Origin of the sequence: Barnesiella sp. (assembly GCF_022723415.1) — a bacterium.
Lineage (GTDB): Bacteria > Bacteroidota > Bacteroidia > Bacteroidales > Barnesiellaceae > Barnesiella > Barnesiella intestinihominis.
In genome coordinates, this window is the sequence record NZ_JAIJHU010000028.1 from 25216 (window position 1) to 40168 (window position 14953).

General features: G+C 44.0%; 8 protein-coding genes. 5 read left to right on the plus strand and 3 right to left on the minus strand.

The genetic code is table 11. The annotated features are described in order from the left end of the window. Positions 1-9: 9 nt before the first annotated feature. The 5 genes from QVD32_RS07245 to QVD32_RS07265 all read left to right on the plus strand — a co-directional run bounded on the left by QVD32_RS07245 (position 10) and on the right by QVD32_RS07265 (position 11650). A complete protein-coding gene (locus tag QVD32_RS07245; RefSeq protein ID WP_046414238.1) occupies positions 10-708 on the plus strand; it encodes a hypothetical protein in 699 nt (232 codons plus the stop codon). A gap of 954 nt (positions 709-1662) precedes the next feature. Then, entirely contained in the window at positions 1663-3351 is a 1689-nt protein-coding gene (locus tag QVD32_RS07250) for a helix-turn-helix transcriptional regulator (RefSeq protein ID WP_021891250.1), read from the plus strand. A gap of 224 nt (positions 3352-3575) precedes the next feature. After that, a complete protein-coding gene (locus QVD32_RS07255) occupies positions 3576-6854 on the plus strand; it encodes a choice-of-anchor J domain-containing protein (protein WP_287710192.1) in 3279 nt (1092 codons plus the stop codon). A gap of 349 nt (positions 6855-7203) precedes the next feature. Then, positions 7204-7986: a formate/nitrite transporter family protein gene (locus QVD32_RS07260; RefSeq protein WP_021891247.1), complete on the plus strand. Its 783-nt coding sequence runs from the start codon at positions 7204-7206 to the stop codon at positions 7984-7986. Between the two features lie 409 nt (positions 7987-8395). Next, the gene (locus QVD32_RS07265) at positions 8396-11650 is read left to right on the plus strand and encodes a metallophosphoesterase (RefSeq protein WP_021891246.1); all 3255 of its coding nucleotides are present in this window, start codon (positions 8396-8398) and stop codon (positions 11648-11650) included. Between the two features lie 56 nt (positions 11651-11706). Here the strand turns inward: QVD32_RS07265 and glmM are convergent, their stop codons facing one another. Genes glmM through QVD32_RS07280 form a run of 3 tightly spaced genes read right to left on the minus strand, consistent with a single transcriptional unit; the run spans position 11707 to position 14740 of the window. Continuing rightward, positions 11707-13098: a phosphoglucosamine mutase gene (gene glmM / locus QVD32_RS07270; protein ID WP_118687200.1), complete on the minus strand. Its 1392-nt coding sequence runs from the start codon at positions 13096-13098 to the stop codon at positions 11707-11709. 6 nt (positions 13099-13104) lie between these two features. Then, positions 13105-13686, minus strand: coding sequence for a DUF4827 family protein (locus QVD32_RS07275; protein WP_118687201.1), 582 nt, complete (start codon positions 13684-13686; stop codon positions 13105-13107). 16 nt (positions 13687-13702) lie between these two features. Beyond that, positions 13703-14740, minus strand: a complete 1038-nt coding sequence (locus QVD32_RS07280) for a DHH family phosphoesterase (RefSeq protein ID WP_046409485.1) — start codon at positions 14738-14740, stop codon at positions 13703-13705. Positions 14741-14953 lie beyond the last annotated feature (213 nt).

The window sequence follows — 14953 nt, forward strand, 5'->3', positions numbered from 1 at the left end:
AAACGAGCGATGATAGATACAAGATTCGATACGAGCATAGATTTAAGAGGAGAAATCGAGAACTACCGTCAAGTAGCCCTGATCAAGTACTACAAGATGCTCCTCGAAATCGATCCTAAAAAGGACCGGTTGACCCTGCTCGCCGTCCTTCGATGTATCGACAAGCTCGAAAGACATTCCCAAGAGAGAAAACGTCCCCGCTGCGACCGGAAGAAAATGCAAGCCGATGGAACACTCGCTTGGCACTACCAAAAGAGAAACCAACTCTTTCGGAAAGCCGGGCTATACGACATCGAGTCCACACAGTACCTTGTCGACCACGAAGAGATATTCGACACACCCGAGGAACGGGAGGAACGCGAACGATTCGAAGCCTGCCGGCGCGAAGCGCTCAGGAAACAAGAGGAAAGAAAAAACGAAGAGAACGAAAAAGCCGCCTCGGAAACCGCATCGACCCCCGAAAACAGAGAAGAAAAAGAATCCGATTCATACGAAAGAAAACCCGGAGACACCTCCGAATCATTAGAAAATGGATTCGGGAACCGGGAAAAGAACCTTACGAATCACATCGATACACCGGAATATCGACCCAATCCCCTTTCGCCTCTTTCCGGCAATATCTGGTGCGAAACCTACGTAAGAACTCCGATCGGTGAACCGAATCCCGGATTCCATGCCGCCTCTTTCGGCTGCAATAGGCGGGAATAAAAGAAAATATTTCATTCTCCAAATACACATCTCAACCCCCTGTATCCCATTTTCTTGTGGAATACGGGGCAGAGGCATATATCCACACCCAAAAAAACGATCAAAAACAATCAGGGCTCTGTCGATAATTAATGGGGATTACCCGTTTTATACCTCTAACTCCTCAATCAAAGATTATATAATATCTTCTCAATCCCTCCGTCACTACGTGCCACCTCCCCTATGGCTGCGCCACACCCCGCAAGGCTACGAGGCACGGCAAGGGAGGAGTTTAAAGATGTTCGAAATGCATTTTAGCCCTCTCCCCCTGTGTTACCGTAAGGGAATATAGGGGGAGTGTCCGCAGGACGAGGGGGTTAACCCTTACAGTCAAAAATCTTATGCCATCTTTTTCACACCCTCTCCTCAGGAACTACCGTTTCTTCGGTCTCTTCCCTATATTTTTTTACACGATACCCCGCAATGCCATTGGACACGGCGAGGGAGAAGGACAAACACGATCCGTCTCATTGATAAATAATGAGATAGAAGGGCATTAAACCTCCTCCTCTGTGTTTTGCATAGCAAAAATATAGGGGAGGTGGCACGAAGTGACGGAGGGGTTAATTCAATGGATATATCGAAAAATACAGGCAGTAACGGAGAAAAAGTCAAGCATCGACCTCTCCCCTGCCATGTTCCGTAGCTTTACGAAACAATATAGAGGAGAGGAATTGCAAAAAAACGTTTGATTGTAGAATGTATTCCCCTCGCCCTGCGGGTACTTCCGCCCTATCGCACAGCACTTTTATGAACCGGTAAATTTGCCTGTGCTTTTTCTTTGCACTATCTTTGTTGTCGAAAGGTACGACATTATTGAAAAATAACAAACAAGACCTACCGGTTGCACATACCACAAAAAGAGTGATAAACTGGTAATGATTACCCGACTTTAAGCTCTTAATCAGCATTCGAATGAACAGCATTTTATCATACATATTTCTGATAATATTGCTTCTCTCCGGCTGTAAGGAACAGGAGAAGAACGCCATGACCGTACAGACGCCTGCAACACATACAGATTCCTACGCACTCATCAAAAGTTGGGGAGAGTACGTGCGTAAAGGAGAATACGAAATACTGATAGACACAGCTAAAACCTACTACCGTAAAGCCATTGCCAACCACGACAAGAAAACACAAGCCTATGTAGGCGCATACATCGGACAAGCTTATATACTTTCCGGCCAAGCAGACTCCATGTTCACGTATTTTAATGCAGCTATTCCCTATGTAGAAGAACATCACGACACCTATATACAGACCATTATAGCCAACGGGTTAGGAATAAACGCACGCAATACGACACTCAATTACAATGCCTCCCTTGCCTACTTCCAAGAAGCTCTGCAATATGCCGACGCAAGTGAGGATAAAACAAATTATTATATCATTTTAAGCAATATGACGAGGATTTACTACCTTCGAAACGACCCCTCAGGTATAAAATACGCATTGGAGGTATACGAAGGGGGAAGCAAACTACATAATGATTATGTACGCTTTCTCGGCGCATTGAACGTTGCCACCATGTACTATCTTTCGAAAAATTATGACGAAGCGCTACATTATATATCTGAAGCCACCGCCATTGCGACACATATGGCTAACACCGACGAACCGGACGTTATCCACGGGAACATACTTGCCGCCATTGGAAAACCTCAACAAGCCGAACTATATTTCCGAAAAGTACTAAACCACACACAACGCACCAATATAGACGTACTCACCGAAGCCTACCTTTATTACGGCAACTTTCTGAAAGCGGAAAGACGTTACGACGAAGCAAATACAGCTTACCAAAATGGGCTTATACTGGCCGAACAGCAAAACCATTACTATTACCGCCTCCAATTTTACAAAGGTATGGCCGAGTTATTTCAAGAAAAAGGAGATATTGCTATGGCATCCCAACATAAGGAAAGACATCAATCCCTCGCCGATAGCATTTTTAATATAGAACAAGAACGTTCATTCAGCCACATGATACTAAACTACGAGACAGAAAAAGCTGAAAAAGAACTTAGCCGAAAAGAACTGCTCTTGTCTGAAAAAAACCGGAAACTTCAATTAGCCGTCTTCGTGACCGGGCTCATAGCCGTCATACTCATAGCTCTATATGTACTTTATGTACGGAAGAACCACATGTACCGGCAACTGGTGATATTATACGACACCCACCGTCAGCGGGAAAGACAACTGCTCGAACAACGGGACGAGAAAACCGATCTGGTAAACACCGGCCAGAAAAACAAAGCACTCTTTGAAGCCGTAGAAAAGCTGATGAACGACGAACACTTATACCGCAGCAACAGTATCTCCATCGACATGCTCGTAGAACGGCTTCACTCCAACCGCACCTACTTGTCGCGCATGTTTACGGAGCAAAACACCTCTTTCTCCGAATACATCAATTCATACCGCATCCGGGAAGCGCTCGCTCTGTTATCTGAGCCTGAAAATGACATTCCTTTGAAAGTGCTTTCCGATTCGCTCGGCTACAACTCACTTTCTTCTTTTTACAGAGCATTCCAAAAAGAAATGGGAGTTCCTCCTTCCCGTTTCCGCCAAGAAATAAAAAAACTACATTTGGACTCGTAATCCCTCTCAACCCACTTTTAAACACAGCTAATCCTCTTTATCCAACCAGAGTCGTATGCCTCAGCCGATATTTCCCGGCATACCCTCAATCTTTTCGCAAATTATCAAAATTGACAAATTGAGAAGATTTATATTTTTCTGCTTTCTTTTCATCAACTATTTTTGTCTTTAATAATAAATAGGTATTAAAAACCATCGTATATTCATCAAATTTTAGTTATCGCATGAAAAGAGTTTTAAATTTGTTTTTGGCAGTGCTGCTTGTATGCACTGTAAACGGTTTGGGAGACTTGAAAGCCCAATCAAACAACAAAGTGGCACAGTTAGAGAAACTGTCCGCCATAGAAAACAACCCGCAGAAAACAATCCGCAAGCAAACTGCTGCTATCCGTCATTCCCTGAAAACCGCTGCTTTCGCAGAAAGTGTAGAACTGTTCGGCTGTATGACCTACTCTTCCAAGTGGAGTACTTCCGAAAATGGGGAATTCGGCATTTATTCCTTCCCCGCAGAGGAAGGAACCACTTTCACGCCAGTCAAAACAGCAGCCGATTTCAATCTGTCGGCAGCCGTCTATGCCGACGGGAAATTCTGCGGATACCGAGTCACGACCTACGGCTCTACCGTGTATGGCGTCAATTACTACCTCTTCGACACGGACGGCTGGACGCGAGACATACAGCAGACACTCAAAGCCTCGTACGACAACTATCCTATCAGCCTCGCTTACGATAGCAAGACCAAAACCATTTACGGGCAATTCATGTCCGAAGCAGGTACGACGAGGCTCTGCACGGTCGACCTACTCTCCGGGCAACCAACACAAGTGGCAAGCACCGGCGACCGCATGTACTTCACTCTGTCTTTTGACAAAGAAGGGACGCTTTACGGCATAGCCGATGATGGCAACCTTTACACTATCAACACCGCCACGGGCACGGCAGCCTCCATCGGCGCTACTGGGATCATGCCCTCAAACAGTCAAAGCGCAACTATCGACCTGAACACAGGCAAAATGTATTGGGCTGCCATCAACAACAAATTGCAATCCGCCCTCTATGAAGTCAACCTCGACAACGGCAAGGCTTCACTCGTGAGCGATTATGACGAAACCGTCGTCCTGCTCGGACTTTACACTGTACCACCGGCAGCAGCCCCTCAAGCACCCGCAGCCGTCGATAAGCTGAGCGTAAACTATACTTCGCCGGAAAGATTAGATGCCAACATTACCTTCACCGCCCCAGACAAAACATTCGAAGGAGACAAGCTGGAAGGTTCGTTGGAGGTATCCATCTACGTCGACCACCAAAAGCTCACGCTCGAAAACGCAACAGTCGTTGCCGGAGCCGAATTTTCCACACCTTACACCTTTACGGAAGGTACGCACAAAGTGGAAGCCTTCGTATCGAACGCCGAAGGTGACGGTGTAAAAAGCAAAATCGAAATCTACGCCGGCGTAGATAGCCCCGCAGCCGTAGGTAATCTGCAATTCACACTAGAAGACAACCATGCCACCGTAAGCTGGGAAGCTCCTGTCAATGGAGCCAACGGCGGACACTTCGACGCCGAACTACTGAAATATATCCTCGTGCGCTACCCCGGCAATGATACGATAAACGCCGAATATACGGCGACCGTTTTCACGGAAAACCTGCCAGACGTGCTGGGCAATTACTACTACACGGTAACAGCGGTAGCTGAAAAAGTGGGAGTCGCCACCGAATCGAACCGCATCCGCTTCGGCTCGGCGTTCAAGGGTGAATTCAAAGAAACGTTCGACCACGCCAGCGCACTCGACATCTTCACCATTATCGATGCCAACGAAGACGGCAAGACTTGGGCTTGGATAAACAATGCCGCCGGAAGCGACCAGTTAGACAAGAACGCCGACGACTGGATCATCACACCTCCCATCGAATTGGGAACGGATTATCTGTATAAACTGTCATTCAAAACAAAAGGATACGGCGAATTCTACACAGAAAGTTTCAGCACCGCATTCGGTTCCGAAAACACGGTTGAAGGTATGCTTAATGCGCTTGGCGACTACACAGTCAGCGGTGACACTTACCTCGAAAAGTCATCGGTCATTGAAGTACAGGAAGCAGGCACTTACTACTTCGGCTTCCACCACACCAGCCAAGGTATGTATCTGCTTTACATAGACGACATCGTTATCGAGCCGTTCATACCGACCACCGCTCCCGATTCGGTAACCGACTTCACCGCCATTCCCGATCCGACCGGCGTCTTGAAAGCTGTTCTGACATTCAAAGCCCCGACCAAAGCCATCAATGGCGATGAACTCACCACCCTCTCCAAAATCGAGATTCTCAAGGAAGGGAACGTTATCCTAACTGAAAATGAAGTGGAAAAAGGGAAAGAATACTCCTTCACGGTCGATGGCGTGCAAGGTATGAACCATTATAACGTCATCGTGTACGATGAACAAGGACGCGGGCGCGATGCCGAAAAGTCTGTTTTCATCGGCACGGATATCCCGCAACATGTACAAAACCTCATTGCCAGTTGGGACGATGAAAACGACCAAGCCGCCCTATTGACGTGGGATGCCCCGGCGGAAACAGGAGCCAACGGAGGGTTCATCAATCCCGAAGAACTGACTTACAACTACGGAACATACCTTTTCGGCAGTATAATAGACATGGCTACCGGCATAAAAGAAACCTCTTATCTCATGACAACTGCCGGGCTTACCAAACAAACTTACACACAAGGATACATCTGCGCCGTGTCTGCCGGAGGTAAGGGTGCTTACACCCCATTCGGCATTATGTTGGGTACGCCTCTCGCATTCCCCTTCGCCGAATCGTTTGCCCAAGGAAATGTTTCCACCGAAACATGGTCGGTAGCTACCGTAGGCGGAGATGATACGTGGGGTATGTATCAGAACGGCGGTTCTCTGGACGCTCAAGATGAAGATAACGGCTACGCCATGTTGGTAAATAAAAAAGCGGAAGCAGATGACAGCCGCCTTGAATCCCCTATTATCAACATTGCCGGGCAAGACAAACTCACACTTGAATTCTACCTGCACACGGAAAACGCAGAACTGACAGTAGAAACCACCGTAAACGGCACAATCTACGAAGCAGCAAGCGAGGCTCTTCAATCGAACGGTTCTAACGAATGGACCAAAGTAAGTCTCCCGCTCGACCAACTGGCCGGTAATAAACGCATACAGTTAGGTTTCCGTGGAAAAACAGAAAAAGCCGGTGCACGCATAGCCATAGACAATATCACCTTGACTTCCGGAAGTACCGGTATAGCAGATGAAACAGCAGACAATAGCTTGATATACAGTGAAGGACGAAACATCATATTGACCGGATTGAACGGAGTGCAAGTCACCGTTTACTCGCTCGATGGTAAAACGATAACGAGTGCCTCTTTGCATACGGATTACAAAGTCATTCCTATGCAGCACGCAGGCTGCTACCTTGTCCATACAGAAAAAGGAGTTACCAAAGTACTCGTCAAGTAGCCATAAAACAAATTCATGCTTAACTGGCCGATAAATAGATTTACTTGTACACCCAATCACCCAAACGGCTGCCGATAGAAAATCGACAGCCGTTTTTACTATATTCCTCAAAGTATTTTCCTCGATAATCCCCCCGCCAACCTCCTAAACAATATTTTATAATAAAAACAAATAAAGTAGTGCGTATATTATTTTAATTGTCTACCTTTGATGACGAATTTCCAGCAACAAAAAATGTGGCAATCAAAGTAATATTTGTGGTTGCTATAACAAAGATAAAAAAAGGTAAATCTTGTTTGTGGTTTGACTATGTAGAATCGTCTCCTATCCTCGTAATTACAAATTTATCATGTCATTTTCTACACCCGCCGAAATAGTAGCCCAAGCCGAACGGGCAGCACTGAATAAAATCTTGTCATCCTTTCCTAGAACGCTCGTCGCCGCAATGCTGGCAGGGATTTACATCGCTATGGGAGGACTTCTCTCCCTACTCATCGGATACGGATTTCCCGAATGGACAGCAGGAAATCCGGGGTTACAAAAACTATTGTCAGGTTGCATGTTCCCTTTGGGACTTATCTTGGTCGTTTTAGCCGGGGCAGAACTTTTCACCGGTAATAATGCCGTGCTGATTCCCGGATTTATGAAGAAGAAATACGGAATCATGCCCATATTGAAAAACTGGACGATCGTCTATATAGGCAATTTTATAGGAGCGATTTTCTTTGTTTATATAATGGTATGGTGTACGGGCATCGTTGATGCCGATCCGTGGAAAAACGCCATTGTCCAAATCGCACAAGCCAAAGTAAACATGTCTGGGTGGGTCGTCTTCCTCAAAGGAATCGGAGCGAATTGGTTAGTGTGCCTCGCTGTCTGGCTTGGATTCAGCGCACACTCCACCGCTGGAAAAATGATGGGTCTCTGGTTTCCGGTCATGTGTTTTGTCGCCATAGGTTACGAACACAGCATAGCTAATATGTTCTTTATCCCGTTAGGCATGCTGCAAGGAGCTGTGATAAGTTGGTGTGATTTCATCTTGGCAAATCTCATTCCTGCCACATTCGGCAACATCGTAGGCGGAGCCCTGTTTGTCGGCTGTATTTACAGTTATCTGTACACCAAGCGATAAATTCATTCGACTATCTACCGTACAGACTGTCACCGAGGAAAACCTCACCACCGATATTGCAAACATCTTGAACGAAAGGCTATAATATACCTACCCTATCAACAAAAATGCTCTAAAATTCTCATTCAAAAGAAGGCAATCCTTTCAATTTTATTTGTCCTACATTCCGATATAAGGAGCAAATAATTCTTCTATTGGCTTATTCCTCTGTATAAAGTTTCGATATATTTCATTTCGAAAGTATCCGAAAGGTATATCTATATCCACAAACAAGACACAAACACCTAATTGTCAATTTATTAAAATATATCCATTCGAAATATGTGCTATAAAACATACAAAAATAAAAAATCAAATATGCCCGTTTAAAATAATTTTATAACAAATTCATTAACAAATAATTGATATTATGAAACAAAAATTATCTTGCTTGACATTATCGATAGCCTTATTGGCATCGAGTAATTGGTGTAATGCCGCAAACCGATATGTATCGGCAGGTAGTGATGGTGACGGGTTATCTTGGGCTACCGCAAAAGGTTCCATCAAATCGGCCGTAGAAAGCTGCCACACAGGAGATACGGTATTTGTGTCTTCGGGACTCTACAATGAATATGTATCTATTGTAGACGGAGTAAATATTTTAGGCGGATATAATGCAGATACAGGTGCACGAGACATCGAAACATTCGAAACCATACTCGACGGAACAGGTTTGGGAAAATACTTAATCGTCAAATACGATTCCCCGTGCGAAAATCCGACCCTCATAGAAGGACTTACACTTCAAAATGCCGAACATAGCAGCGATGGAGGAGCAGCTTATATCCGGGCGAATATTACTCTTTCGAAATGCCGTATCAAAAACTGTAAAGGACAAAACGGAGGAGGAGTTTTCAATGATGGAGGAGTTATAAAAGATTGTATTATAGAGCTATGCTCCTCCACCAGTTCCGGTGGTGCGATACGTAACTCCGGTGGTATTGTCGAAAACTGTATCATGCGAGGCAATCAAGGCAAATATGGAACCATACGCAACGAGAACGGCGGTATCGTCAGAAACTGTATTATCCATAACAATTCGGCAACAGTAAGCGGTTGGCCCAATAGTGGTGGTATTTATAATCCTTCCGGCATTGTGGCAAACTGTATAATAGCTTGTAATTATGGCTCCCAATATGCAGCGATCCACAGCGAAGGAAAGACAATCAATACGATTTGTTGGAACAATCAAGCAGAAGAAGGATTCGGCGATCCTATCGCTTTTATTGAAGGAAACGGTTCGAGCCACAACGCGGCGGTCAGTGGATTTGCCGATGCCAAAGATGCTTTAACTCTAAGTTCCATAAATACAGATGCGACCGGACCCAACTTCAAATCCCCTACTCTATTTATAGGTATTCCCAACTCTGCCGCCGATATAGAAGCCATGCGTGCAGCAGACTGGACATTCTCAAATAACTCCCCGTGTATCGACAAAGGGTTTGCCGATAACGATGCTCCTACCTACGACATAAAAGGAACCGTTCGTCCCAAAGGAGCCGGATATGATTTGGGAGCCTATGAATATGACCCAGATGCAAAAGATGTAGCCGTACAATCTGTTTCTCTGACACTTAAATCACTATCTATTGAAGAAGAGCAACAACAGTGGTTATCTGCTATCGTACTACCGTCCGATGCCTCTAATAAAAAAGTCTCTTGGAATTCTTTAAACAATTCGATAGCTGTCGTCGAGGGTGGATTAGTTACAGGAAAAGGTATAGGCGAAACAAAAATTATCGTTACGACCATAGACGGTAACTTTAAAGATACTTGCCACGTAACAGTCACCGAAAAACCCGTTATCATTATACACCCCGATGTATTAGAAGCCGATAAACTGTCACAAGATGACTATACGATTCCCTCTTTCATAAAAATGCTTATGGCCAAAGAGGCCGCAAGAGGCGACAGCTCTCAAATCAACCTTCTCGCCTTGAAAGAAACGATTCAAGCACTCGTACCCAAAGGTATGCCCTATTGCGTAGTTACGAATATCAACGGAGACCCGTCCACTCGAATGGCTTTCACTTGGTTTACAAACAGTGGTATTTCTTCCGGGAAAGTACAAATTGTAGCCAAAAGCAATGCTGTCGAATCGGATTTTACGAATGCCACAGAAATAGAAGCGGCTCATCAAGCTGCAAACAATCTAAATTATGCGGTAAGTACCAGTGGCATATTAAAAGCAGCCGCACTACCCGCTAACACAAAATTCAATTACACAAGCCATAAAGCCATCGCTACCGGACTTACCCCGAATACAACCTATTCCTATCGTGTGGGATATGATGGGAATTGGAGCGATATTAAATCCTTCATTACGGCTAATACGAACAAGGAAGAATTTAAATTCTTATATATGACAGACTCCCATATTATGGACAATGAGTATGTAGAAAATGCACGATGGTCTGCAATCACGGCAGCCAAACAAGCTCCCGATGCAAAATTCTTGTTGTTCACAGGTGATTTTGTAGAAACAGGAACAGAACAAAACTCCGAATGGGAATGGGAACAATGGTTCGAAGTAAGCATGAAACCTCTTTTATCCCGAATGGCCTTAGCACCGACCGATGGAAACCACGATGACACTCCTAATTTGAATTATACATATCATTTCAATACCGACAAGGCTTTCAACGAAACAGCGACAGTCAAACCTCAATTCGACGGAATTACCTACTCATTCGTTTATGGCGATGCTTTATTTATGGTATATAGCCATCAAGATTTTTGGCGGGGAAGTTACAGTTATGCGAATGGGACCAGTACATATCTGAGCAACGACGTAGCCAATTGGTTTAGAGACCAAGTAGAAAAATATCCCGATACCAAATGGAGAATTGCTGCCGTACATAAAAACTTATTTACCGGTAGCGGACATCAGACCGATGAAGACGGGGCTTTGTTCAGAGCCACCCTACTGCCTGTATTTCAAGAATTGAACATAGATTTTGTCATACAAGGGCATGACCACATTTATGAAGTAATGGGTCCCATAAACAATACGACGAAAACGATCGTTCCGGGAAGCGTGACAAATGTAGAACTAGTTTCTCCCGACAGCAATAAAAACCCCAAAGGACAACAAGGCGGGACATTCAATGTAAAGGACGGGACTCTTTACTTTGTAAACGGAACCTGTGGACGAAAACGTTACTATCCTTATACACAAGACGAAATGGAAGCAGGATTTGACAAACATAAAGTCGAAGGTTATTGGGATTTATTCACAGGGAAATATGGACAACCCGGAGCACCTGCATTTAGTGAAATAAGCGTAAGCAGTTCTGAAATAGAAGTCAAAACATACACATCGGATGCAAATGCCCAAGCGACTCTATTCGATACTTTCAAAATCGTGAAAAACGGAAATACAGGAATCGAAGAAAACAAACAATCGGCAAAGTTGTATCCTACCTATGCAAAAGATAAAATTAATACTACCGAGAGCGATATAATTCGAGTAAACGCCATAGACCTTACCGGGAAAATATACCCCCTGCCTTTTGACAATCAGCATATAGATGTCTCAAATCTGACCGACGGTATATATGTAGTACAGATATTCACAAACGAAAAAACGAGAAGCGAACGGATTGTAAAAACATCTAGATAAAAACAGAAGGAGGAGGCTCGACGAGCCTCCTCCTTCTGTCAGAATATAATCATGCATTATTTCCTTGTCATCTCTGCAATTACAGCCATTACTCCGGCAGCTGTCTCTTCGGCCAATTCGGGAGTACGGGCTTCGGAATACACTCGAATGATAGGCTCCGTATTGGACTTACGCAAATGCACCCAACGATCGGGAAAATCGATCTTTACTCCATCGATATCCGTAATATCGTATTGAGCATACTTTTCCTTAACAGCAACCAACAAGGCATCGACATCGATATCGGGAGTAAGTTGTATTTTCTGTTTGGCTATACTGTAAGCCGGATATGTGGCTTTCAACTGGCTGACAGTCTTTTTCTCTTTCGCCAAATGCGACAAGAATAAAGCGATACCCACCAAAGCGTCACGACCGTAATGGCTGGCCGGATAAATCACACCGCCATTGCCCTCGCCGCCTATAACCGCTCCGGTCTGTTTCATCAAAGTCACTACATTGACCTCTCCCACGGCCGAGGCGTTATATTGTTGTCCATACAGACGTGTGACATCGCGCAACGCTCTCGAAGAACTTAGATTCGAAACCGTATTTCCGGGAGTATGTTTCAACACATAATCCGCCACAGCGACTAAGGTATATTCTTCGACAAACATTTCGCCATTCTCGCATACGATTGCCAAACGGTCTACATCGGGATCCACAACGAATCCGACGTCGGCTTTTCCTTCCTTCATTACACCGGCTATTTGAGTTAAATTTTCCGGAAGAGGTTCGGGGTTATGAGGGAATTTTCCGTCAGGCGTACAGTTCAGTTCTATAACGTCTTTTACTCCCAAAGCCTTTAACAATTCAGGGATAACAATACCGCCTACCGAATTTACACAATCTATGGCTACTTTGAATCCGGCCGAGCGAATCGCATCGACATCGACCAAATCCAATGCCAAAACACTCTCGATATGTTTTTGCGTATATGTGTTGTTTTCATACAAACGTCCCAAATGATCGACGTCCGCAAAATCGAATGCCTCGGCAGCAGCTATATTTAATACTTCTTGTCCCTCGGCGGCATTAAGAAATTCACCTTTCTCATTCAGCAATTTCAAAGCATTCCATTGTTTGGGATTGTGACTTGCTGTCAATATAATTCCACCGCAAGCCTTCTCCATAGTCACGGCAAGCTCGGTCGTCGGAGTAGTAGCCAATCCGATGTTCACGACATCGAATCCCATTCCCATAAGAGTCCCGATAACCGTATGTTTCACCATCTCGCCAGAGATGCGGGCATCACGTCCGACAACAATTTTGTTCGTTTTTACCGGTGTGTTTTTACGAATAAAGGTAGCATACGCTGCCGTAAACTTAACGATATCCAAAGGATTCAGCCCATCTCCGGCTTTTCCTCCGATTGTACCGCGAATTCCTGAAATAGATTTAATGAGAGACATTTTGTTTTATTTTGATTTGTTATAGCTAATAGTATACAGATATGGTATAACCGTAGAAGTTTCAGCCGTAAATCCCAACTTTGCACGAATCAACAAATTGACTTTACATTCATTGCCGAGAAAATACATCGGGTATTGAATACCCGTCCCATATTGAGTTGTCGAAGACAATGTCGTTTCACCGAAACGAATCGTTATGTAATCGGCCGGATTCGTATTACCCACCGGATCGGGATTCTCGCCATTCATCAATGCTTTCAAATCGACCCTAAGAAAACGAATGTTTACATCATTCCCCTTCTCAAAACGATCGTCTTGTATCCCGGCATCAAGAACCTGCATATATACATTGCCATCATCGTCCAAACGATAATAGGGCACTGCCAACGTATCGTTGTTACCTACATCTTGCAAAGTAACAAATACCGAATCTGCCGGAATGTCCTCAACTTTTTTATCGGCCAAAAAGGCTTTCACCGCCTTATCTTCTTCTTTCAACAAATCGGCATAGGATTTTCCATTATCGCAAGACGATAATACCATCATAACCGTAAAAAAAACAAATAAAATTCGTGCTATCTTTACCATATTTATCAAATGCTTCTTAGTCTTTATCCTTCACCATATATTTATCATACAAAGGTAGTATACTCCTTAACAGAGCCTGAGCCTCTTCCATCGTACCATGAAATTCTCCACCGGCGGCATTTAAATGCCCTCCGCCGTTGAAATGCTCCGCAGCAACTTTATTAACCGGGAAAAATCCTTTGGAACGCATAGAGACTTTTATATACTCCTTATCCTCTCTGAAAAAAGTAGAAAACCTTATTCCTTCGATACCCAAAGGTACGTTTACCAGCCCCTCGCTGTCACCCTTGTGATAATCATACCGCTTCAATTCTTCTCGGGTAAGCGATATCATAGCCGCCTTATATTCCGGGAAAACTTCCATTTTCTCACTGACGGCATATCCGTTCAATTTTATCTTATCTACCGAATTGGTATTATATACTAAAGCATAAATTTTATCTTTATTGATACCTAATTTTACCAACTCTGCTATGATGTAATACATTTCGGGAATATTGGAGTTATAGGTAAAATTCCCCGTATCGGTCATCATTCCCGTGTAGATGGCTTCTGCGGAATACAACCCCATGCGATCGAACATACCCATGCGACAAATCAACCTGAAAATCAATTCGCTGGTTGATGCAACCTCCGGGTGAGAGATGGTAACATCGCAAAAATCCTCCGGATTCAAATGATGGTCGATAAGGACTTTCTTCGCTTCGGATAAAGACACAGACTTTTGCAACCGGTCGATACGGCTGATAGCATTAAAATCCAAACAGAATATAAGCTCAGCCTCCGACATCAATTTTTCGGCAAACTCGGGATAACGAGTATAGACTACGATTTCTTTCGTCCCTTTCAAAAACAGAAGATTCCGAGGGAGTAAATCCGGGACGACCACATTTACTTCTTTCCCTAACCCATCAAGAAAATGATACAACCCCAACGAAGCTCCGATAGCATCTCCATCAGGAGATACATGACATGTAATCACAATCTTTTCCTTTTTCTCCAAGAGCTTACGAACCTGCTGTATTTTTTCTTCTGCAATTATCTTATTGATCATTTGTCTTTATTGTCTGATTTTTACTTAACGATGAAAAGACTATACTTACATTCATGGCAAAGGTAAAAATTATTATCCACATAGCGAACACTATTTTTGTTCATCTACATATTTTATCTATTATTTCCCAAATCATATCGCCGAATCGGTTTTCGATTTGACTAATATGCACTATCTTTGCAAAAATGCGAAAATAGGCGGCACTCGGCATAA